The sequence below is a fragment of the Campylobacter sp. 2014D-0216 genome (genome assembly GCF_014931215.1).
Lineage (GTDB): Bacteria > Campylobacterota > Campylobacteria > Campylobacterales > Campylobacteraceae > Campylobacter_D.
Map to the genome: position 1 here is coordinate 773,016 of NZ_CP063089.1, position 22,472 is coordinate 795,487.

26 protein-coding genes, 1 tRNA gene and 1 pseudogene are annotated in these 22,472 nt (G+C 30.6%); 18 read left to right on the top strand and 10 right to left on the bottom strand.

All coding sequences use genetic code 11. The features are described 5' to 3' along the window. Nucleotides 1-44: 44 nt before the first annotated feature. The gene (gene queC / locus A0083_RS03955; protein ID WP_197554431.1) at nt 45-710 is read right to left on the bottom strand and encodes a 7-cyano-7-deazaguanine synthase QueC; all 666 of its coding nucleotides are present in this window, start codon (nt 708-710) and stop codon (nt 45-47) included. Nucleotides 711-762: 52 nt separating this feature from the next. On the opposite strand from queC, the gene ybeY reads away from it, so the two are divergent. Both ybeY and A0083_RS03965 read left to right on the top strand, forming a co-directional pair. Next, entirely contained in the window at nt 763-1,182 is a 420-nt protein-coding gene (ybeY, locus tag A0083_RS03960) for an rRNA maturation RNase YbeY (RefSeq protein WP_120758999.1), read from the top strand. Further along, complete coding sequence (locus A0083_RS03965) at nt 1,175-2,143, top strand: DUF3298 and DUF4163 domain-containing protein (protein WP_197554434.1); 969 nt, start codon at nt 1,175-1,177, stop codon at nt 2,141-2,143. The genes ybeY and A0083_RS03965 overlap by 8 nt, the downstream gene beginning before the upstream one ends. 3 nt (nt 2,144-2,146) lie before the next feature. Here the strand turns inward: A0083_RS03965 and A0083_RS03970 are convergent, their stop codons facing one another. Then, on the bottom strand, nt 2,147-2,557 hold the full coding sequence (locus tag A0083_RS03970; protein WP_039663590.1) for a PepSY-like domain-containing protein: 411 nt from the start codon (nt 2,555-2,557) through the stop codon (nt 2,147-2,149). Nucleotides 2,558-2,673: 116 nt separating this feature from the next. Between A0083_RS03970 and A0083_RS03975 the strand changes: the two genes are divergently transcribed. Together A0083_RS03975 and A0083_RS03980 are read left to right on the top strand one after the other, a co-directional pair. Continuing rightward, nucleotides 2,674-3,204: a rhomboid family intramembrane serine protease gene (locus tag A0083_RS03975; protein WP_120759005.1), complete on the top strand. Its 531-nt coding sequence runs from the start codon at nt 2,674-2,676 to the stop codon at nt 3,202-3,204. Beyond that, nucleotides 3,201-3,692, top strand: a complete 492-nt coding sequence (locus A0083_RS03980; protein WP_197554437.1) for a SixA phosphatase family protein — start codon at nt 3,201-3,203, stop codon at nt 3,690-3,692. Before A0083_RS03975 ends, A0083_RS03980 begins: the two co-directional genes overlap by 4 nt. 468 nt (nt 3,693-4,160) lie before the next feature. Here A0083_RS03980 and A0083_RS03985 read toward each other — a convergent pair whose 3' ends face one another. Further along, nucleotides 4,161-4,361, bottom strand: coding sequence for a hypothetical protein (locus A0083_RS03985; protein ID WP_039663598.1), 201 nt, complete (start codon nt 4,359-4,361; stop codon nt 4,161-4,163). A 95-nt stretch (nt 4,362-4,456) separates the two neighbouring features. Between A0083_RS03985 and A0083_RS03990 the strand changes: the two genes are divergently transcribed. From A0083_RS03990 to A0083_RS04005, 4 genes are all read left to right on the top strand, one after another. Next, nucleotides 4,457-5,140, top strand: a complete 684-nt coding sequence (locus A0083_RS03990; protein WP_039663601.1) for an aspartate/glutamate racemase family protein — start codon at nt 4,457-4,459, stop codon at nt 5,138-5,140. Continuing rightward, nucleotides 5,140-6,207, top strand: a complete 1,068-nt coding sequence (locus A0083_RS03995) for a tyrosine-type recombinase/integrase (RefSeq protein WP_197554440.1) — start codon at nt 5,140-5,142, stop codon at nt 6,205-6,207. Before A0083_RS03990 ends, A0083_RS03995 begins: the two co-directional genes overlap by 1 nt. A gap of 127 nt (nt 6,208-6,334) precedes the next feature. Then, a complete protein-coding gene (murA, locus tag A0083_RS04000; RefSeq protein WP_197554443.1) occupies nt 6,335-7,591 on the top strand; it encodes a UDP-N-acetylglucosamine 1-carboxyvinyltransferase in 1,257 nt (418 codons plus the stop codon). Next, nucleotides 7,588-8,748: a molybdopterin molybdotransferase MoeA gene (locus A0083_RS04005; RefSeq protein WP_197554446.1), complete on the top strand. Its 1,161-nt coding sequence runs from the start codon at nt 7,588-7,590 to the stop codon at nt 8,746-8,748. The genes murA and A0083_RS04005 overlap by 4 nt, the downstream gene beginning before the upstream one ends. 30 nt (nt 8,749-8,778) lie before the next feature. Here A0083_RS04005 and A0083_RS04010 read toward each other — a convergent pair whose 3' ends face one another. After that, nucleotides 8,779-9,075 (bottom strand): hypothetical protein, encoded by a 297-nt coding sequence (locus tag A0083_RS04010; RefSeq protein ID WP_120759013.1) that lies wholly within the window; start codon nt 9,073-9,075, stop codon nt 8,779-8,781. A 297-nt stretch (nt 9,076-9,372) separates the two neighbouring features. Between A0083_RS04010 and A0083_RS04015 the strand changes: the two genes are divergently transcribed. After that, nucleotides 9,373-9,447, top strand: a tRNA-Gly gene (locus A0083_RS04015). Nucleotides 9,448-9,451: 4 nt separating this feature from the next. Here the strand turns inward: A0083_RS04015 and A0083_RS04020 are convergent. Further along, nucleotides 9,452-10,762, bottom strand: a pseudogene (locus tag A0083_RS04020) (Cj0814 family flagellar-dependent secreted protein). Nucleotides 10,763-10,914: 152 nt separating this feature from the next. Here A0083_RS04020 and flgA point away from each other — a divergent pair. Genes flgA through A0083_RS04060 form a run of 8 tightly spaced genes read left to right on the top strand, consistent with a single transcriptional unit; the run spans nt 10,915 to nt 17,890 of the window. Continuing rightward, the gene (gene flgA / locus A0083_RS04025) at nt 10,915-11,583 is read left to right on the top strand and encodes a flagellar basal body P-ring formation chaperone FlgA (RefSeq protein ID WP_197554449.1); all 669 of its coding nucleotides are present in this window, start codon (nt 10,915-10,917) and stop codon (nt 11,581-11,583) included. After that, complete coding sequence (locus tag A0083_RS04030; protein ID WP_197554452.1) at nt 11,580-12,158, top strand: UbiX family flavin prenyltransferase; 579 nt, start codon at nt 11,580-11,582, stop codon at nt 12,156-12,158. Before flgA ends, A0083_RS04030 begins: the two co-directional genes overlap by 4 nt. Beyond that, nucleotides 12,158-12,637, top strand: a complete 480-nt coding sequence (gene coaD / locus A0083_RS04035; protein WP_120759019.1) for a pantetheine-phosphate adenylyltransferase — start codon at nt 12,158-12,160, stop codon at nt 12,635-12,637. The genes A0083_RS04030 and coaD overlap by 1 nt, the downstream gene beginning before the upstream one ends. Beyond that, on the top strand, nt 12,628-13,212 hold the full coding sequence (tmk, locus tag A0083_RS04040; RefSeq protein ID WP_197554455.1) for a dTMP kinase: 585 nt from the start codon (nt 12,628-12,630) through the stop codon (nt 13,210-13,212). The genes coaD and tmk overlap by 10 nt, the downstream gene beginning before the upstream one ends. Further along, a complete protein-coding gene (gene hisS, locus A0083_RS04045; protein WP_197554458.1) occupies nt 13,205-14,431 on the top strand; it encodes a histidine--tRNA ligase in 1,227 nt (408 codons plus the stop codon). Before tmk ends, hisS begins: the two co-directional genes overlap by 8 nt. After that, a complete protein-coding gene (gene speA, locus A0083_RS04050) occupies nt 14,428-16,257 on the top strand; it encodes a biosynthetic arginine decarboxylase (RefSeq protein ID WP_120759024.1) in 1,830 nt (609 codons plus the stop codon). The genes hisS and speA overlap by 4 nt, the downstream gene beginning before the upstream one ends. Further along, entirely contained in the window at nt 16,254-16,862 is a 609-nt protein-coding gene (cysE, locus tag A0083_RS04055) for a serine O-acetyltransferase (RefSeq protein ID WP_197554461.1), read from the top strand. Before speA ends, cysE begins: the two co-directional genes overlap by 4 nt. Further along, nucleotides 16,859-17,890, top strand: coding sequence for a UDP-N-acetylglucosamine--N-acetylmuramyl-(pentapeptide) pyrophosphoryl-undecaprenol N-acetylglucosamine transferase (locus A0083_RS04060; protein WP_120759027.1), 1,032 nt, complete (start codon nt 16,859-16,861; stop codon nt 17,888-17,890). Before cysE ends, A0083_RS04060 begins: the two co-directional genes overlap by 4 nt. Here A0083_RS04060 and A0083_RS04065 read toward each other — a convergent pair. The 5 genes from A0083_RS04065 to A0083_RS04085 are packed head-to-tail and all read right to left on the bottom strand — an operon-like array spanning nt 17,883 to nt 21,128. Then, nucleotides 17,883-18,503, bottom strand: a complete 621-nt coding sequence (locus A0083_RS04065) for a YggS family pyridoxal phosphate-dependent enzyme (protein ID WP_197554464.1) — start codon at nt 18,501-18,503, stop codon at nt 17,883-17,885. The two genes, A0083_RS04060 and A0083_RS04065, sit on opposite strands and share 8 nt — an antisense overlap. Nucleotides 18,504-18,510: 7 nt before the next feature. Continuing rightward, nucleotides 18,511-19,758 (bottom strand): RNA polymerase factor sigma-54, encoded by a 1,248-nt coding sequence (locus A0083_RS04070; RefSeq protein ID WP_039663635.1) that lies wholly within the window; start codon nt 19,756-19,758, stop codon nt 18,511-18,513. After that, nucleotides 19,758-20,483, bottom strand: coding sequence for an LPS export ABC transporter ATP-binding protein (lptB, locus tag A0083_RS04075; protein ID WP_039663638.1), 726 nt, complete (start codon nt 20,481-20,483; stop codon nt 19,758-19,760). Before lptB ends, A0083_RS04070 begins: the two co-directional genes overlap by 1 nt. After that, complete coding sequence (gene tsaE / locus A0083_RS04080) at nt 20,476-20,883, bottom strand: tRNA (adenosine(37)-N6)-threonylcarbamoyltransferase complex ATPase subunit type 1 TsaE (RefSeq protein WP_039663640.1); 408 nt, start codon at nt 20,881-20,883, stop codon at nt 20,476-20,478. Before tsaE ends, lptB begins: the two co-directional genes overlap by 8 nt. Further along, the gene (locus A0083_RS04085; protein ID WP_039663642.1) at nt 20,880-21,128 is read right to left on the bottom strand and encodes an RNA-binding S4 domain-containing protein; all 249 of its coding nucleotides are present in this window, start codon (nt 21,126-21,128) and stop codon (nt 20,880-20,882) included. The genes tsaE and A0083_RS04085 overlap by 4 nt, the downstream gene beginning before the upstream one ends. Before the next feature lie 113 nt (nt 21,129-21,241). Here A0083_RS04085 and A0083_RS04090 point away from each other — a divergent pair, with 113 nt between their 5' ends. Next, nucleotides 21,242-22,462, top strand: a complete 1,221-nt coding sequence (locus tag A0083_RS04090) for an argininosuccinate synthase (protein WP_197554467.1) — start codon at nt 21,242-21,244, stop codon at nt 22,460-22,462. Nucleotides 22,463-22,472 lie beyond the last annotated feature (10 nt).

Consider the following 22,472-nt stretch of genomic DNA (forward strand, 5'->3'; position numbering starts at 1 on the left):
TGAAATATTTATTATACTTATGAAAATAAAATGAAAATAAATTCTTATTCATATACGATAGGGTCTTTGGCGTTTGCTTCTTTGAAACCTCTAAGTCTTAATAAACAACTATCGCATTTTCCGCAAGCTTTATCTTCTTTTTCATAACAAGACCAAGTGTGCTCTAAGGCTACATTTTCTTTTAATGCTAATGCAACAATTTGACTTTTATTAAGATGAACTAAAGGGGTTTTAATTTGTACCTTGCAAGAATTTGTAGTACCCTCGTTAATGAATTCGCTTGCTTTTTGTATGAATTTTTCACTACAATCAGGGTAGCCACTGCTATCTTCTTGTACCACGCCTATAAAAATACTCTCACATTTTTCTTTTTCAGCTATTGCGCCTGCAATTGATAAAAAGATACCGTTTCTAAAAGGCACATAAGTATTTGGTACTTCTACTTCGTGTAATTTTTCTTTGGGGATTTCTAAAGCATAATCAGTTAAAGAATTTCCGCCAATACTAGCTATAAAAGAAACATCTAAAATATATTTTGTTTGAATATTTAATTCTTTACAAATTTTATTAAAACATTCTCTTTCTTTATTCATAGTGCGTTGGTTGTAGTCTAAGTGCAAGGCGATGATCTCATACCCTTCTTTTTTAGCTAAATACGCACATAAGGTGCTATCCATACCTCCACTAATAACGCAAAGAGCTTTTTTCATACTTTTCCTTAAATTTGATATAATTTGAAATTATAAAACCAAAAGGATAATAATGATTTTTTGTGAAGAGGAAATGGATATTTCTTTTCTTGAAAAAATTGCACAAAAAATGAGTGATCAAAATATAGAACTTGTTTTGGTAAATGAAAATGCAATGCGTGAGATTAATCTTAGTCAAAGAGGGATTGATAAAAGTACAGATGTGTTGTCTTTTCCGTTGGTGCAAAATTGTGAAAATTTGCTAGGTAGTATAGTGATAAATTTAGACGAAGTTGATAAAAAAGCTCAAGAATATAAACATACTAGCGAAGAAGAAATGGCATTGTTGTTTATCCATGCAATGTTGCATTTGCAAGGCTATGATCATGAGGTGGATCAAGGTCAAATGAGAGAAAAAGAGCAAGAGTGGATTGAGTATTTTAAACTTCCAAAAAGCTTAATTGTAAGAGTGCAAGAGGTTGAAAATGAATAAGATAATCATCACAGCATTAAGTTTATGTGCGAGTTTATATGCATACGATGAAAATATTTTTAAATTAGACATTTTAAAAGGAAAAGAATTTGATATTTATTTATATAGCTCTAAAAAAACTCACACTAGCTATGGTTTAGTACAAAATAAGCAAAAGCAGTATAGTTTTTGGGGTAGTGCTAGAAATGGTGAGTATTATATTGATATAGCAGATTTTGGGACTTGTGCATTAAAAAATACTTTCCAAAATAAATTTAAAGCTTTATGTAAAATAAACGAAGAGAAAAAAGAATTAGATTTTTTATCTTTACAGTCTAAAGCAAAAATTTATCAAGTTTCAGTTAAAAAAGAAAAGAAGCTTCAAAACGATAAAAGCATAGAATTTGATTTTAGTGAAGATATACTGAAATTTTCAAGTGCAGATAAGAAATTAATGCAAATTATAGATGATTTTAATGAAAACTTAGACCAAAACTCACTCAAGCAAAAAGCAAAAGAAAATTTAGAAAAATGGCAAAAAGAAGAAAATATTAGTAATGAATTTTTTTCACAAGCTTTTGTTTTTTACCAAGATGCGCATGTGATTTCTTTGGGGAAAAATATTTATGAGTATAAAGGCGGAGCTCATGGTATGACCCATATTATAAGAAAAACATATAATATCGATGATATGAAACTTCTTAGATTGAAAAAAGAATTAAAACTAGACAATGAAGACTTTCAAGAAATGATGAAACAAAAAATCACAAGCTTATATGATGTAAAAGAATTATTTGATCTTAAAGAATTTAAAATGAGTGAAATTTTTGAATTAAGAGAAGATGGTATTAATTTTATATGGGAACCTTATGAAATAGCTCCTTATTCAACTGGAGTTGTTGAAGTATTTGTGAGTTTTGAAGAGTTAAAGCCATTTTGGAAAAGTAATTCAAAATTAGCTTATTTGAGTCTAATCAAATAAGCTTTAATCATCAAATTTTTGTCTTAAAATAGTTCCGTTGTGATCTATATAAAGTTTCATTTGATTGTTGAGTTTGATTTTATAATAAGAAATTTTTCTTTCTATTTCTATGATTGCGGTATTAGGGTAGATGTTTTTAATGGTATTTTGTATAGCTAAAGGCAAAATCGCATAATTGAGTGACCTAAAATTTTCTGCTTCTTTAAATTCTCCATTTAAAGAAAACTCGATTTCGCTACCATCGCTAAGATAAATTTCATACGAATGACCATCTTGCTCTACTAAGCCTATATCTGCATTAAAATAATCTTTGATGAATTTTTTGATATTAACCGGTAGTGAATCGGGTGCTATAACAATACCAGCATTAAGAGTATTTAAACTAATAAAAAAAGCTAAAGCTAATTTTTTCATTTTTAACCTTATTTTTTGTTTTTTTGCCGATATTGTATCTTATTAGTGTGAATTTTATGTGTAAGCTAGAATTTAAATAGCTTTTTGTTATAATTAATAAAAAACAAAGTAGGGTGATGGTAGCTTCTTTTTTAATCGCTTTAAATGTTGTTGTATTTATTTTTGTAAATTATCTTTATTTTGGATCATTGAAATTAGATCTTATTTTGGGTTTAAATTTATTTTTCTATCAAGGGTTTTATTGGCAAATTTTAAGCACAATGTTTATGCACGGAAACTGGACACATTTGATTTTAAATATGATAGTGCTTTTTCAGTTTGGAATGATGTTGGAGAAATATTTAGGAAGTTTTAAATTTATCTTACTTTATCTAATAGGTGGAGTGTTTTGCTCTCTACTTAGTGTTTTTTATGTGTATTTAAGCTTTGATGGAAGTTTTGTGAATGTAGTGGGCGCAAGTGGTGCGATATGTGTTTTGATGGGTTATTATGCTTATTTGGATAAAACTGCCACTAAAGGATTAATCGTAGCGATATTATTAATGAGTTTTGTGCCTATTTTTATGGGGGTAAATGTGGCTTGGTATGCACATATTTTTGGATTTATATGCGGATATATTTTAGGTAGATTAAGAGTAATAAAATGAAATATATCTATTTTATCCGCCATGCAAAAGCTCAAAAAGAAAACTACGAACAAGATCTACAAAGAGAACTTAGCTCTAATGGAAAAGATGATTTAAAAACGATGATTTATAGAATTAAGGATTTGAATTTTAATGCACAAAGTATTATATCAAGTCCAGCAAAACGCAGTATAAAAACAGCGCAAAAGTTTTGCAAATGTTTCTCACTGAAAGAAAAAGATGTCACCATAGAAAAAAGCTTTTATGAAGGTGATGTGGATTGTATTTTAAATTTTATTAAAGAGCTTAAAGAGAGTAGGGTAGTGCTAATTATGCATAATCCTTTCTTGCAAGAATTATGTGAGTATTTAGCCCATATAGAATTAGAAAGCTTTCCAACTTCTGCTATTTTATGTATGCGTTTTGATATACAAGATTTTAAAGAGTTAAAAGAACATAGTGGGGAAGTAGTATTTTTTGACTATCCTAAAAGTTCAGATCATATTTAATTCAATTATGACTTTTAATTTACTTCGTTTTTATTTCAATTTATTTTAAGTGTAAAAATAAACTAAAATTTACCTGAAATATATTTCATGTTTTATCCTACAAACTTCTTGTGTAAAATTACTTATATTATTTTTCAAAAAATTATACTTATTTTTTTGTGGATAAGTTTTTATCACGCAAAAGTTAAAATACTTTAAAATACTATATTATAGGTATTTTGTAAGATGATATGTGGATAGAAGTGTAGATAAATATAAAAGTTTGAAAATTATAGTTTTCAATACAAAATATATATTATTTCACGATTTTACTATTTATCATATAATTTTACATATATATTAAGTTTAAATTAAAATATTTTTATTTAGATAAAAGTCAAAAAAAGGTTTAGTGTTTAGGTTAAGCTAATAGGCGCGAATGATTAAAATAAAAATGCAATCTAGAATGAGCGGTGAAAAAAATTGTATTTATTTTGATTTTTGAATAAGCCTTGATAATTGCTTTGCTAAAATCATAGCACTATTTTCATTTTGTGAAAGTTTTTTCATATTCTCTTTAAATTCATACAATCTTTTTTCTTGACTAAAGTCATTCTTGTAAATACTTTCTTGCTTAGTTGTCTTGTTTGGTTTGGTAGGTTTTTGTGGAGTTTTTTTCTTAAAAAACATGTCTTGCTCCTAGTTTTGTTTTTTTATAATTATAGCTTGATATTTTTTAAGTTAGATTTTTTTATAATGCTTATATTTATATTAAAGGAAAAAGTTTGAAAACCATAGGTTTAATAGGCGGAATGAGCTATGAAAGCACATTAAGTTATTATGAGGTTATTAATAAAATTACAAACCATCAATTAGGTAAATTACATAGTGCTAAGATTGTTTTAACTAGTGTTGATTTTGAAGAGATTAAAGAGTGCCAAAACCAAAATGATTGGCAAAAAGCAAGTGAAATTTTAACCCATCATGCCCTACTTTTGGAAAAATGTGGCGTTGATTTTATCCTTATTTGTACCAATACAATGCATTGGTGTTATGAAGATATCCAAAGCCGTATTCAAACCCCTATTTTGCATATTACTAAAGCTATGCTTTTAGAACTTCAAGAGCAAAATGTGAGTAAGGTTTTATTGCTTGGTACTAAATACACAATGAAAGAGCGATTTTATAAAGAAATGCTAATCCAATCAGGCATTGAGGTGTTTACCCCTAAAGAAGATGATATGGTTAAAATCAATGATATTATCTTTGATGAGCTTTGCAAGGGTGTGATAAAAGAAAATTCAAAAAAATATTTTCATGATTTAATCGAGCAATTTCCACAAGTACAAGGGGTTATTTTAGGTTGTACTGAACTTGGCTTAATTATAAAAGAAAGCTCTAAGAGCTTGTTTGATAGTGCATATATCCACGCAAAAATTGCCACCTTGAAGGCTTTGGAGAATGAGTGATGAAATATCCGCTAGATTGTGAAGATAGTTTTGAAAAGTCGTTTTTATTTTGGTTGAGTCGCTATGTAAAATTTAAGCTTAATTCTTTGTCAAATAAAGAATTAAAAGATCCGCAGGCTCTAGCTATGGTTAATCTAGCGCTTAGTAAAGGCGTAAAAAACATACAAGAGCTTGATGCTTATGTGAAAAAAGCTAGAAATGCAGGACTTAGCGGGGTAAATACTTATTTTAATCCCTTGAAAAAACTTTATGAATATTTGATGTTTTATAAGCTTTATTCTTTAAAGCAAATTGATGAGGAATTGCTAGTCGAGGTTTTAGCAAGCATTAGTGCTTCTTTATCTGATGCGAGTAAAAAAAATTACCGTATCGCGGTGATTAATTTTTTTGCATTTTTAGATAAACAAAATGAAGAAGATGATAAAGCGCATATTTTTGACATCAATCTTAAAAACTGGGCAGGTATAAGCGGATCTAAAGGAGTGAAGCTACCTGAATATATGAGTGAAGATGAAGTTGGTAAATTTTTAGATGCTATTGATAATACAGATTTTAAAAACAACACCATACGCAATCGCTTGATTATTAAGATTATTATTTTCACAGGAATTCGTGTAAGTGAGGCTATTTATATTAAATTAAAAGATATTAGCGAGGAAAATGATCTTTATATTATACGTATTAGAGGAAAAGGCAATAAATACCGTGTTGTGATGATAAAAAAAGAGTTGATAGAGCATCTTTTAAAAGATGTGAGGGTAAACTACCTTTCTCAAGATGGGCTTTTGTTTGTTAACCGCAACGGCAAAGCCCTTACGCAAGCTTATATTTCACGCATAGTGGAGCAAATTTTATTTAAAGCTGGCATTCGCAAGCAAAAAAATGGCGCACATATGCTAAGACATACTTTTGCCACCCTACTTTATAAAAAGCAAAAAGATCTAGTTTTAGTACAAGAAGCATTAGGACATGCGAGTTTAAATACTTCAAGGATTTACACCCATTTTGATAACGAAAAGCTTAAACTAGCTGCAGAAGTAGCTAAAAAACTTCACGATAGAAACTAAGATCAAAGCATATTCTTTTTATAAGAATATGCCATAAAACTCTATCATAAATTTTCAATTAAAAACTAATATTTATTATGTTTATTGTAAAATAATATCTTTATATGTATATATTTTAAGGAAAAAGATGACTTATTTAGAGATTGATGGTGTTGAAAAACTTAATGGAGAAGTGATAATTAGTGGTGCTAAAAATGCTGCACTTCCTTTGATAGCTTCAAGTATTTTAGCAAAAAATGAAGTACAAATTTCCAATTTACCTAATGTGGCAGATATTTGCACCCTACTTTCTTTGCTTGAAAATTTAGGAGCAAATTATACCTTTAAAGATAATTTTGCAACAATCAATACAAATCATTTAAACAAAACCATAGCAAAATACGACATCGTACGCAAAATGCGTGCTTCTATACTTACTTTAGGGCCTTTGTTAGCTAGATTTGGAAATTGTGAAGTTTCCTTGCCCGGAGGTTGTGCTATAGGTCAACGCCCTATTGATTTACATCTTTTAGCTTTAGAAAAAATGGGAGCAAATATCGAGATCAAACAAGGCTATGTTGTAGCTAATGGTAAATTAAGTGGTGCAGATGTGATGTTTGATAAAATCACCGTTACAGGCAGTGAAAACATCATCATGGCAGCAGCCCTAGCTCATGGTAAAACTAGAATTTTAAATGTAGCTAAAGAACCTGAAGTGGTGCAACTTTGCGAAGTTTTAGCTAGAGCTGGACTTGATATACAAGGCATAGGTTCTTCTGAGCTTGAAATTTATGGTACAAGTGGAGAGCTTTTGGAATTTAAACCTTTTGAAATTATACCAGATCGTATTGAAGCAGGAACTTATCTGTGTGCAGGAGCTATCACTAACTCAAAAATCACTCTTAAAAAAGTCAACGCAGGTCATCTTAGTGCAGTTTTGGCAAAATTAGAGCAAATGGGTTTTAGTTTTGATATTAATGAAGATAGTATTAGCATTAACCCTGCAAAAGAAATCAAACCGGTGGAAATTTTAACAAGCGAATACCCGGGATTTCCAACAGATATGCAAGCACAATTCATGGCATTAGCTTTAAAAGCAAATGGTACAAGTATCATCGATGAAAGGCTTTTTGAAAACCGTTTCATGCATGTAAGTGAGCTTTTAAGAATGGGAGCTGATATAAGATTAAATGGGCATATTGCAACTATTAATGTCACCAAAGAACTTTTAGGGGCTGATGTAATGGCTACTGATTTGCGTGCGTCTTCGGCTTTGATTTTAGCAGCTTTAGCAGCTAAAGGAACTAGTAAAATTCATAGAATTTATCATCTTGATAGAGGGTATGAAAATTTAGAAGATAAATTTAAAAAGCTAGGGGCGAGTATAAGAAGGCTTGAAGAATGAGAGATATTTTTGCAACTTTAGAATTTTTAAAAACACACATTAAAACAAGAAATGAATTTGAAAAAGTAAATTTAACACAAGCTTTAGGGTGTATTTTATATGAAGATATTTTTGTTCAAAAAAATCTACCTGCGTTTGATAACTCTGCTTTAGATGGGTATGCATTAAATTATGCTTTTAAAAACGAAATGTTAAAAATCAAAGGAAGTATTTTAGCGGGTGATAAAAATACTTATATTTTAGGTGAAAATGAATGTTATAAAATCATGACAGGAGCTAAAATTCCTCAAAATGCAAATACTGTTTTGATGTTTGAAGAAGCTTTACTTGAAAATGAAAAACTCAATGCCAAAAATGCTAAAGAAAACAACGCTATCCGTTTTAAAGGTGAAGAAGCAAAGCTTGGGGAGCTTTTGTTTCAAAAAGGAGAAAAAATCACTTCGGGTATGATAGCTATGCTCGCTGCTCAAGGAATTTATGAGTTAAAAGTGGTTAAAAAAATGCGTGTTGGAATTTTTTCAAGTGGAGATGAACTTGTAGAGCCTTGGGAAAAAGCTGATGAATATAGTATATATAATGCAAACGCTTTTGGAATTTATGCTATTTTGCAAGATTATGCTGATGTGGAGTACCTAGGACTTGTAAAAGATGATCTTAATGCTTATAAAAATCTTTTAGATGGTAAACATTTTGATATACTCATAAGTAGTGGTGGGGCTAGTATGGGCGAGGCTGATTTTATCAAGCAGGCTTTATCTGAATGTGACTTTAGTCCTATTTTTGAAAAAGTAAATGCTAAGCTTTGTAAACATGTAAAACTTTATAGTAAAAAAGACATGCTTTTTTTAGCTTTACCAGGAAATCCTTTGGCTTCTTTGGTTTCAACGCATATTTTTGCAAAAAATATACTTCATCTGCTTTATGTGGGTAATCTTTTGGAATTTGATAGAGCAAAATTAACCAAGGAGTTAAATTTTAAAGGTCAAAGAAATGATTTTGCATTTGGTGAGTTAAATCATGGTTATTTTAAGCCAAGTGAAGCTAAATTTGGATCAGGTATGCTAAAACCTTTATGTGAAAATACGCATATTTTAATTACCCAAATTGATGATACAAAACTAACAAAAGATCAAGAAGTTAAAGTTTTAAAAATTTAAACAGGGTATTACCCTACCCTATTTAAATTCTTAAGCTCTTGCTTTATCTAAAGTTTTAAAAAGATTGTTTAAGATATTTTCTTCATTTTTTTGGTATTTGCTTTGGCGAAGTTTTTCCCAAGCATATATACTGTAATCTTTAGAAATCGAACCTATATTTAAATCTGTATTACTAAAAGTATCGGTGTTATCTTTTTTATACTCTTTTTCTTCTTTATCTTTAAGTGCGTTGAGTGTTGCTTGAAATTCATCTGAAGAGGCATTTTTTTCTTTGATTTTTGTCATATTATTTAGGGCTAGTGGACTATTTTTATCATTTATTTGCATGAAAACTCCTTTTGTGATTTATCATCTATAAGCAAAAAATATTCCTATTTGTAAACTTTAGCAAGTATGTAAAAATGTAGTTTATCAATTGAATAAAAACTTATTTTTTGAAAGTAAAGCATTTTTTATCTTTAGGAGCTAAAGTGGGTAAATAGCACCTACTATGATAAATGCATTATGTTTTTATAAGACTTGTGAGCAATACAAGTAAAACAGATAGTGAAAGTCAACTTTTTAGATGTGATCACTTGACTATAAGGTATTTTTTTGATAAAATCACACTTTCTTTTGTATAATGCGGGAATAGCTCAGGGGTAGAGCACAACCTTGCCAAGGTTGGGGTCGCGAGTTCGAATCTCGTTTCCCGCTCCACTTTTTACACCCTAGTTTGATTTAAAATATTATTTAATTTATCCATTACAGAATTTACATAAGAATTAATTGTGTTGCTTTGTGGTTTCCAACCATTAGCAAAATATTTTTTCATGTCGAAGTCTAATTGAGAATTTCCCATTGCTTCATTTTTTGAAATTCCATGTTCATAAAGATAAAGATGTATGTTTTGAAAACTTTCTTCAGCATAATACTTAAACAAAGACTGAAAATCGATTTTTTTTGTCATTATATCATCCAAGTACATACTTGGGCTTCCAAATCTTTCTTTTGCTCTAACTGCATTATGCATTTGTGCTTTTGAAGTTTAAAGTGGTGTTTGGGCTATATAAAATACGCCCTTCTTGAGATTTTAAAAAACTCATAAATAAAGCTTCTTTAGGATAACCCCCATCTTCATTTTTTGGATAAACAGGCATATCAGGTTTGGATTCATGCTCATCGCCTTTATTGATGTTGTTTAAGTCTTTCATAGATAGTCCTAGAGTTTCAGGCTTGATACCTGTTATTAACCCCCAAGAATCATCATAAATATTATTCGCCTCATTAAATTGCTCTGATGTTTTATATACATTTGAAATTTTTACATCAGAATAATCTGCCAAGAATTTAATGCGTATATCGTTATTTCTTACTGTGTCTGAATGTTGAAAGCCTATGCCATATCCATTATAAAATCCATCAATAGCATAACCTTTTGGCATAGAATTAATATCTGCTTCACTAAAGCTTATTTTATCATTTGGAAAACTTTAATCTAAAGCACTAGAAAAAATATTATAATATTGTCTTATAGTATCAGCCATATCTATGTTTATATAGTAATTTGAAACGCCTAGATATTCTTTTTCGCCCGCAATAATAGGATTGTTTTCAGCTACTCTATACAACTCATCTAAAGTAGATTTATGTATCTTAAAATCTTCAGGTAATCCCGCTGCTTTGTTAAAATCACTACCCATATAGCCACACTAGAATCAACACTATAACCATAAGCCATAGAAGCAGGATTATTAGCTTGTCTATATTTTAAAGCATAAATAGAATTTTTAAAATCGCTTGATATATGATAATTAGGAGAATCGCTTTTAATACTATTTTGATTTAATATTGCTTCATTGAGTGCTAATGTTTGAATATTATTACTTTGAATTTCAATTAATTTACTGGTATTTTGTTTAACAAAAGTATTTGCAAAATTTGTTTTTGAACTTGTTTTATTTTCTTTATTTGCTTTTGTTTGTGAAATGATAGAACCATAAGAGGAATTATCATTTATGCTAAATATACTCATTATGCAATTCCTTAGATTTAGATTTTGCCCTCAATCTTCAATCTTGCATTTTTACAAGCAAATTTTATTTTATTTATTTTGGTAATTTTCAACCAAATTCAAACTTTTTTTATGTATGATATGTTAGTTTTTAAAATTATTGCAAAGGTTGTATGTTTGTGAGAAATATTGTATTGTTTTTATTTTTCTATACTTTAAGTTTTGCTTCGAATTTTGATGAAGTAAAACTAGCATTGGTTAAAGAATTTAAAACAAATTATCCACAACTAGAAATCATTTCTTTAGATCTTAACACTCAATCAAGCCTGCCTACTGATTTTAATCAATACATTTTTTTAAAACTAGGTAATCATAATTTTGATAGAGCTGATGGTTTTATAAAAGCTGAATTTAAAACTCCAGAGCAATACAAAAAAAATATATTTTTTAAGTATTTTTTAAAGGCAAAGTTAGAGGTTTTGCAAACCACACGCCCTATTTCGCGTAATGAAAATTTAAGTCCTGCCAGTTTTAAAATTTTAAAAATTCCTTTTGATAAAGCTCCACAAGGCGTGCTAAAAAAAGATGAAATTGCAAATTTAATTGCCAAAAGCAATATAAGGGAAAATGTGATTTTAAAATACAATATGTTTAAAACTAAAACTCTTATACAAAGAAATGATTCTGTTTATGGTATTATCAAAGATGGGGATTTAAGCATGATGATAGAGTTAAAAGCTTTGCAAAGTGGAAACTTAAATCAAAGAATTCGTCTTAAAAATAAAGATGGAAAAGTGGTATATGGTAAAGTTATTAGTAAAAATTACGTGGAGCTAAAATGAGAAAAATTTTAGTAGGTATTAGCGGAGCTAGTTCTTGTGAGCTTGGCTTTTTATTGCTAAAGCACTTAAGGCAAAAGGGGCAAATTTTTGCCATTGTAACCCAAAATGCCAAAATTAGTTTCATAAAAGAAAATTTACTTTTAGAAAACATAAACTTCATGCAATACATAAAAGACAAATTTGAACTTGATCATGTGAATTTTTTAGACAATGAAGATATTAGTCAAAATGTTGCAAGTGGATCTTTTGGTATAGAAACGACTTTTATTGCACCTTGTTCGATTAATACTTTAGCAAAAATTACTTGTGGTATAGGCGATACTTTACTCACAAGAGCTGCGGGGGTAGCTTTGAAGGAGCGAAGAAAGCTTATACTTGGGGTAAGAGAGATGCCCTATTCTACTTTAAATTTAGAACAAATGACAAAGCTTTCTAGTTATGGAGTTATCATCGCTCCTCCTGTAATGGCAAGTTATGCTAAGGTTGATAGTATAGAAAAATTAAATGAATTTATCATAGGAAAATGGCTTGATCTTGCAAATATTGAGCATAATTTATATCAAAGGTGGCAATAATGGCAAGTTGTGTGTATCCTGGTACTTTTGATCCTATTACCAATGGGCATTTAGATGTGATCATCCGTGCTAGTAAAATGTTTGAGGAAGTAGTTGTTGCTGTCGCTAAAAGCGAAAGCAAAAAGCCTATGTTTAGTTTAGAGCATAGAGAAAAAATGGTAAAAATTGCTACAAAAGACTTAAAAAATGTTAAAATTGTGACTTTTGATAACTTACTAGTAGATCTAGCTAAAAATTTGCAAATAAATATTATCATAAGAGGCTTAAGAGCGGTAAGTGATTTTGAGTATGAATTGCAACTTGGCTATGCAAATCACATGCTTTGGGAAGATTTTGAAACCATATATCTTATGCCAAATTTAAAAAATTCTTTTATTTCAAGTTCCATAGTAAGATCTATTTGTATGCATAATGGTGATGTGAGTAAACTTGTGCCAAAAGATGTTATACCTCTATTAAAGGAGAAAGATTGTATATAGCTTTTGAAGGAGTGGATTGTGTGGGTAAAAGCACACAAATAGAACTTTTAAAAAAACATTTTCCTGATGCATTTTTCACTAAAGAACCTGGTGGAAGTGAACTTGGGGTGTATTTGAGAAAAATTTTATTAGAAAGCAAAATACAATTTTCAAAAAAAGCCGAACTTTTGCTTTTTTTAGCCGATAGAGCCAATTTGTGTGATTTGCATTTAACCCAAGAACAAAATAAACTCATTATCTCTGATCGTAGTTTTATTTCCAATATGGCTTATGCAAGATGTGATTTTGATCAAAATATTTTATTTGAGCTGAATGCCTTTGCTACAAGTGGGGTTTTTCCACAAAAGGTTGTATTTTTATACGGTTCAAAAGAACTCATCACTCAAAGGCTTTCTAAAAAAGATTTAGACAGTATTGAGCAAAGAGGGATTGAGTTTTTCTTAAATACACAAAAAGCTTTAGAAGAAACTTTAAATTTTTTGCAAACTAAAATAGATATGAAAATTTTAAAACTAGATGCATCTTTGAGTGTTGAAGATTTGCATGAAAAGATTAAGGAATTTATCGATGATTAATGCTTTAAAAGGAATGAAAGATTTGCACGATGAGCAAGCTAGGCTTTATGAAAAAGTAGTAAAAACTTGCGAGGAAGTAGCTAAAAACTATGGTTTTACTTTTGTTAATTGTCCACATTTAGAGCTTACCAAGCTTTTTAAAAGAAGTGTAGGAGAAAGTTCTGATATAGTCGGCAAGGAAATGTATGAATTTGTTGATAAAGCGGGTAATGAAGTATGTTTGAGGCCTGAAGGTACAGCTGGAGTGGTAAGATCATACATTGAAGCTAAAATGGATAAAGCCCAAAGTATTAAAAGGTGGTTTTATCATGGTTCTATGTTTCGCTATGAAAGGCCGCAAAAAGGAAGATTACGTGAATTTCATCAGTTTGGAGTAGAAAGCTTTGGTGTGGCAAGTGTGTATGAAGATGCGAGTATTATTTTAATGTTAAATGAAATTTTTAGACGCTTAGAAATTCACACAAGTTTGAAAATTAATTCTTTGGGTTGTAAAGAATGCATGGGCATATATAAAGAAAAACTCATAGCTTTTTTAAATTCCAAAGATGGTTTTTGCGAAGACTGTTTAAGAAGAAAAGAATTAAATCCTATCAGAGTGCTTGATTGTAAAAATGATCACTGTCAAAGCTTGATTGAAAATGTGCCAAAACTAAGTGAAAATTTGTGCGAGTGTTGTAAAAAAGACTATGAAAAATTACAAAAACTTTTAAATGAAAACGATGTTGAGTTTGAGTGCGATGAGAAGTTGGTGCGCGGGCTTGATTATTATTCTAAAAGTGCGTTTGAGTTTATCAGCGATGAAATCGGAGCAAAGGCTGCTGTGGCAGGTGGTGGAAGATATGACAGGTTGATTGAGTATTTAGATGGTAAAAGTGGCTATGGTGTAGGTTTTGCTATGGGTATAGAAAGGATCATGGCTATTTTAGAGCAAAAACAAAGCATAAAAACTAGAGAAGGAATTTATCTTTGTGCTATGGATGAAGCTTATATAGATACCATTTTTAAACTAGCAAATACTTTAAGAAAAAAACATAAAGTATATATAAGTTATGAAGCAAAAAAACTTGCAAAACACTTAAATCAAGCAGATACTGCCAATGCTAAAATCTTTTTGTGTATAGGTGAAGATGAAATACAAAAAGAAGAGATTTTTTATAAAAATTTAGATAGTAAAGAAAATAAAAATATAAAATTAGTAAATTTGGAGAATGAATTATGATTGATTATGGTATTAGTATTTGGGGAGCAAATAATTTTATCATTGAAAATGGCAAAGTATGTGTAAATCATGGTAAAAAACCTGCCATTATAGATATAGTCAATACTTTACGTGATGATGGTTATAAGGGGCCATTGTTGCTTCGCTTTCCTCATTTAATCCATAAGCAAATTGAACAAATATATGAAAAATTTGCCAAAGCAAAAAAAGAATTTAACTACAAAGGAACATTCAATGCGGTTTACCCTTTGAAAGTAAACCAATACCCAGGCTTTGTAAAAAATTTAGTCAATCTAGGCAAGGAGTACAACTATGGCCTAGAAGCAGGAAGTAAAGCTGAGCTTTTACTAGCCATGGCTTATAATAATGAAGGCGCGCCTATAACGGTTAATGGCTTTAAAGATAAAGAGTTGATCAATATGGGCTTTATAGCTTGTGAAATGGGACATAATATCACTTTAACTATGGAAGGGTTAAACGAGCTTGAAGCAATGATAGAAATTGCTAAAAATCGTTTCAAACCTAAACCAAATATAGGCTTAAGGGTGCGTTTGCATTCAGCTGGAGTTGGAATTTGGGCAAAAAGTGGTGGTATTAATTCTAAATTTGGTTTAACTTCTACCGAGCTTATTGAAGCGGTAAATCTTTTAAAAGCCAATAAGCTTTTAGATCAATTCACTATGATACATTTTCATTTGGGTTCGCAAATCACTGAAATTCATCCTTTAAAAAAAGCTTTAAATGAAGCAGGAAATATCTACACCGAGCTTAGAAAGATGGGTGCAAAAAATTTAAAAGCCATTAATCTTGGTGGAGGTTTAGCGGTGGAATATTCTCAGTTTAAAAATGAAATGAGTAGAAATTACACCCTAAGTGAGTATGCAAATGATGTGGTGTTTATTTTAAAAAGTATTGCAGAGCAAAAAAAAGATCTTGAACCAGATATTTTTATAGAAAGTGGACGTTTTGTAGCAGCTAATCATGCTGTTTTAGTGGCACCTGTTTTGGAGCTTTTTTCTCAAGAATACACAGAAAGCAAGCTTTTGCTAAAAGATAAAAATCCAAAACTCATTGATGAATTGTATGATTTATATAAAAACATCAAGGCTTCTAATGCGTTAGAGTATTTACATGATAGTATTGACCATATGGAGAGCATTTTAACCTTGTTTGATTTGGGTTATGTGGACTTGCAAGATCGCTCTAATAGTGAAATTTTATTGCATTTGATTATGAGAAAAGCCATTTCTTTGGTTGGCGATCAAGCTGATTTATCGAGTTTGCAAAATGAAGTGCAAGAAAAATACTTAGTAAATTTTTCGGTATTTCAGTCTTTACCTGATTTTTGGGGTTTAGAGCAAAACTTTCCTATTATGCCACTTGATAGGCTTAATAAAAAACCTACAAGAAGCGCAAGTATATGGGATATAACTTGTGATAGCGATGGAGAGATTTCTTACTCTAAAGATAATCCTTTGTTTTTGCATGATATTGATGTAGAAGCTGAAGATTATTTTTTAGGATTTTTCCTAGTAGGAGCTTATCAAGAAGTGCTTGGTATGAAGCATAATCTTTTTACACATCCAACCGAAGCTTGTATTAGTATTAGTGAAAAGGGTTTTGAAGTAGAAAGCGTACTAGAGGCTCAATCTATTTTAGATACCTTAGAAGATCTTGACTATGATATTCATGCAATTATGGATAATATTAATGAAAAAATTTATGCTTCAAAACTTGTAAATGAAAATCAAAAAAAGCATATTTTGGGTGAAATTTATTTATTTTTAAATGATAATGGATATTTAAAAAGTATAGGTTCAAAATGAGTATTTTTAAACTAATTAAAGAAGATTTTTCTATGCCAAAACAAAAAGATCCTGCATATCGGTCTTCTTTTGAATTAGTTTTTAATTACCCTGGTGTTTGGGCTGTGGTGAATTATCGCTTTGCGCATTTTTTTTATCAAAAAGGTTATAAAAAAATTGCGCGGATTATTAGTGGAATTTCGCATTTTTTTACAGGGGTTGATTTGCACCCGGGTGCGAGTTTGGGTAGAAGGATATTTATTGATCATGCAAGTGGAGTTGTGATCGGTGAGACTTCTATCATAGGTGATGATGTTTTGATTTATCAAGGTGTTACTTTAGGTGGAACGAGTTTAGATAAAAATACTAAAAGACACCCTACTATAGAAGATGGCGTAGTAATAGGATCTGGTGCTAAAATTTTAGGTAATATTACCATAGGTAAAAATGCCAAAATAGGCTCTAATGCGGTTGTTTTGAAAGATGTTGGACCTAATTTAACTGCTGTGGGCATACCCGCTTATATCAAAGAACATGGCAAGATTGATTATGAAGAAAAAATCACTAAATTAGAAGCAAGACTTGCTATTTTAGAAGAAAAACTAAACAAAGAGGTTTATAAATGATAGCAATTACAGGTGGAGGTACAGGAGGACATTTAGCGATAGCAAGATGTCTATTACAAAGTGCAAAAAAACAAGGCTTAGATTGTATTTATATAGGGAGTGAAAATGGACAAGATAGGCTTTGGTTTGAAAATGAAAATGGTTTTTATAAAAAGTATTTTTTAAGTTCTCAAGGCGTGGTAAATAAAAAAGGTTTGGCTAAATTTAAGTCTTTTTTACATATTTTAAAACTTGCCAAAACAACAAAAGAAATTATAAAAGAGCATAAAATCAAGGCAGTTTTTAGCGTAGGAGGATACAGTAGCGCTCCGGGTGCCTTTGGTGCTTTAATGTCAAATACACCTCTTTTGATCCATGAGCAAAATTCTAAAATGGGAAGTTTAAATTCACTCTTAAAACCGCTTTCTAAAGCTTTTTTTACTGCTTTTGAAGATCAAATTAACAAGGCAAATACTTTCTTTTGTCCTTACCCTATTAATGAGGTTTTTTCGCAAAAAGCAAGAGTGAGAAAGGAATTAAAAAATATTATTTTTCTTGGTGGTTCACAAGGGGCTAAATTTATTAACGATCTTGCTTTAGAAAATGCTTGGTATTTTAAAGAAAAAGGTATTAATATTATTCACCAGTGTGGTAAAAATGATTATGAAAGATGTAAAAAAGCTTATGAGGATTTAAGTATCAATGTAGAGCTTTTTGACTTTGATAAAAACATTATAGAAAAAATCACTAAGGCAGATTTAGCTATATCAAGATCAGGTGCAAGTAGTCTTTTTGAACTTAGCGCAAATTGGCTTCCTTGTATTTTTATACCTTATCCCTATGCAGCTAAAAATCATCAGTATTTTAATGCTTTGTATTTAAAAGAGCGTAATTTGTGTGAGATTTTAACTCAAGATGAAAAAAGTGATTTTTTAACTTTGGTGGAAAATTTTTCACTAGAAACAAAATCCTTAGCATTGCAAAATTTAAAAAGCGAAAATGGTGCTGATTTTATGATAGAAAAAGCAAAACAAATGGGGTTTATTTAAATAAAATACTCCCCAAACGCACCATGTTGGATCCGCATTTTATAGCAAGCTCAAAATCCCCACTCATACCCATGGAGCAAATTTTTGCTCCGTATTTTTGTAGTTTTTCATAGATTTTAAAAGTTTGTTCAAAACTTTCTTGGACTTTTGCTTCATTCATAGAGCCTATGCACATAACCCCTACTAGATTTAAATTTTTACATTCTTCTTTTATTTGTAAAAACTCTTCTACGGCTTTATTTTGTTCTATACCGCTTTTGGAACTTTCATTGGCAGTATTAATTTCCAATAAAGTATCTAATTTATAATCAAGTCTTTTATCTACTGCTTTGGCTATTTTTAAACCATTGCATGATTGCCAAAGTATAGGGTTTTGTTTGATCAAAAGATTGATTTTATTGCTTTGAAGATTACCTATAAAATGCCATTTGATTTCTTGCAAATCTTGCAGTTTTTCTTTTTTTAAAGCTAAAGCCTGGACTTGATTTTCTCCAAACTCTATAACACCTTGTTTAAAAAGCTCCCGAATTTGTCTATCTTGAACATATTTGCTAGCCGCTATTAAACGTACATTTTGTTTGATAGTTTTTTCAAAAATACTTTCTAAATTCATTTTTTTCCTACATTAATTCATATAATTTTTTACGCTCACTTGAGCTTCCTATACCAAGTTGCATACGGTATTTTGTGATGGTTCTACGCCCTAGCTGTACGCTTGGAAATTCTTTTTGAGTAAGTTCAAGAATTTTCAAATCACTTAAAGGTTTTTTAGGATTTTCTTTTTTTATTAGATTGCTAAGAAAATCTTTAATGGTCGCATTGGAGGTTTCTCCATCATCGACAGCGGTGGTAAAGAAAGACTTTAAAGGTATTAAGCCTCTATCGCAACTTAGGTATTTATTTGCAATGGCTCTTGAGATAGTAGAAGCATTTCTTTCAAGGTCTTGCGCTAAGTCTTTAAGTTGCATAGGCTTGATATCCCCGCCCATGAAAAAATCATATTGATATTCTATGATCATAAGTCCTAATTTATAAAGAGTGGCTTTGCGCATAGCTAATGCATCAATTAAATTTTTAGCATCTTTTAGATAAGCACTTAAAAACTCATGATCTAAGCCATCTGCTTCAAAAGCAATTTCTGGGTAATAATCATCGTTGATTTTGATTTTAATTTCGCCATTTTCTTGATAGATAAATATATCAGGAATGATTTCCATACTTTCTTCAAAGTACTCTAAAAAAGGCGGAAAAGAAATTTTTTTAATTACAGCTATGGCTTGTTTATATAAAGGATCTTTGATGAAGTCTTTAGCGTTTTCTAAATTTAAAATTAGCATTTTGCAAAATTCATAAAGTTCATCATCTAAGTCAAAATGCTCCAACGCAAAAATAAGGGCTTCTTGCTGGTCCTTTGCCCCTACTCCAATAGGATCAAGATATTTAAACCTTTGTCTGATTTTTTCTACTTCCGTAGGATCAAATTCGCCTAAAATTTCCTCATCATACTCAAAATAACCCTCATGATTTAAACACTCTATGATTTTTTCTGCAATGGTTTGGGATTTTTGTGTAGGAAAAAATGGAGGTATGATTTGCTCGTTTAAAAGTTCATATACATTTTTTACTTCTAAACTTTTTGCATCAATCATTTGAGTGGTTGTATTTTTACTGAAGTATTCTTGAAAGTATTTGTTTTGGTTGTTTGTAATGCTTGAGTTTTCTTTTACTTCTATAAAGGGATTTTCTTTTGCAAATTCATCTAGGCTTTCTTTTAAATCTTCAATATTAGCTTGTAGTATAGGAAGCCAAGATCTTAAAGTTTGCGATAGTTTTGCTTTTTGCGTTATAGAGGTTTTTTGTTTAAGCATTATTCAAGTCTAAACTCACTTCCAAGATAATATTTTTTAACATCTTCATTATGTGCGATTTCATTTGCATTGCCACTAGCAAGTAATTTTCCGCTTTTGATTACATAAGCTCTATCGCAAATTGCTAACGTTTCTCTTACGTTGTGATCAGTGATCAAAACACCTATATTCATAGCTTTTAAGTCATTAATCAAGCTTTGAATTTCACTCACTGCGATAGGATCAACTCCTGCAAAAGGCTCATCTAAAAGTAAAAACTTAGGGTCACACATCAGTGATCTTGCTATCTCACAACGCCTTCTTTCGCCCCCACTTAAACTCATGCCTTTTCTGTGTCTAATTGGCTCTATGCTAAGCAATTCTAGCATTTGCTCCACTTTTTGTTCTAATAAATTTTTATCCTTATAGATAATTTGTGCAGCTAAGAGTAAATTTTCTTCAACGCTTAAATCCTTAAATACGCTACTTTCTTGAGGTAAATACCCAATGCCAAGTTTTGCTCTTTTATTAAGCGGTTCTTTTGTGATATCTTGAGAGTCTAAAAACACTTGTCCGCTAGTTGGTAAGATAAGTCCGCATATCATATAAAAACTAGTGGTTTTTCCTGCTCCATTAGGCCCTAAAAGCCCTACGACTTCTCCGCTTTGTACTTCTAGTGAGACATCGTGAATGATTTTTGTTTTTTTGATGATTTTTTCTAAATTTCTAGCTTCTAGCTTACTCATGTATTATGTACTTTCTTTTATTTTCATAAGGAATGATTTGTAAAATTATATTAAAAATTTGGTATTTATCTAAATATTTTTTTAATTTTTCATCGCCCCACTCCACCAAATGCAAACCTTCTTCAAAAAAATTTTCAATTAAACCATTTTTTAAAAGTCCATCAAAACCTTCTTGATAGATATCATAGTGGTACATTTTACCTTGATGGAAATCATACTCTTGCATAATAGAAAATGTAGGAGAATGAAGCGTTTTTTCCACTCCAAGCAACTTTGCATAAGCTTGTACTAGAGTAGTTTTACCACTTGCTAAGTCTCCTTGAAGTAAAACAACCCCGTTTTTAGGCAAAACCATACATAATTGATCTAGTTCATTTTGACTTAAAATCATTTCTTTCATTGAATTTTCACCACATATTTTTCTTGCATAGCTTTTGGTATGCTTTTGGTTGTTGGTATATCTAAGACTTTATAGATATTGGTGTATTCTATAAATTTAATACTGATTTCATCGCCGACTTTTACTGTTTTACTTGCTTTTGCAACTTGATTATTAATGCTTACTACACCGCTTTTGCACATATCTTCTGAAATAGCACGACGTTTGGTGATATTGACTACATTTAAAAACTTATCTATTCTCATAAAAATATTTTATCAAAAAATACAAGAAAATGTTGCAAAATGTTTTAATATTTTACATTATATTAAGCTAAATTCGTTAAATTTTAAAATTATTTTTACAAAGAGGAAAGATAATGAAAAAAGATATCAAAAAAGTGGTTTTAGCGTATTCTGGTGGACTAGATACAAGTATAATTTTAAAATGGCTACAAGATGAATACAACTGCGAAGTTGTCACTTTTACAGCAGATGTAGGACAAGGTGAAGAGCTAGAACCTGCTAGAAAAAAAGCCCTTTCTTTAGGTGTGAAAGAAGAAAATATTTTTATTCAGGATCTAAAAGATGAATTTGTAAAAGACTATGTATTTCCTATGTTTAGAGCAAATGCTATTTATGAGGGAGAGTATTTACTAGGTACAAGTATAGCAAGACCTTTGATAGCAAAAGCTTTAGTAGAAATTGCAAATAAAACCAACGCAGATGCGATCAGCCATGGGGCAACTGGTAAGGGTAATGATCAGGTGCGTTTTGAGCTAGGTGCATTAGCGTTAAATCCCAACTTGGCTATTATTGCTCCATGGAGAGAATGGGATTTAAATAGCCGTGAAAAACTTTTAGCTTATGCGCAAAAGCATGGAATTGATATCGCTAAAAAACCGGGCAAGTCGCCTTATTCTATGGATGCGAATTTACTGCATATTTCTTATGAGGGTTTGGTGCTTGAAGACCCTGCGGTTAAACCTGAGGTAGATATGTGGCGTTGGGTGAAAGACTTAAAAGACACCCCAAATGAAAGCGAGATGGTGGAACTAGAGTTTAACAAAGGTGATTTGTGTGCCATAAATGGAGAAAAAATGTCTCCTGCGCAACTTTTAGCTAAACTAAATGAACTTGGTGCAAAACACGGCATAGGTCGTCTTGATATTGTTGAAAATCGCTATGTAGGAATGAAAAGTAGAGGTTGCTATGAAACCCCAGGGGGGACTATATTATTAAAAGCACACCGTGCTATAGAAAGCATTACTTTAGATAGAGAAGCAGCACATTTAAAAGATGAGTTAATGCCAAAATATGCAAGTTTAATTTATAATGGCTATTGGTTTTCACCTGAAAGATTAATGCTGCAAGCATTGATCGATGAATCACAAAAGTATGTAAATGGTAAAGTTAAACTTGAATTATATAAAGGCAATGTAATAGTAATAGGTAGAGAAAGTGCAAATGATAGCTTGTTTAATGAAGCTTATTGTACTTTTGAAGAAGATGTAGTGTATGATCAAAAAGATGCACAAGGTTTTATACGATTGAATGCGTTGAGATTTATCATCGCAGGTAAAAATGGAAGAAAATTCTAATAAAGGACAA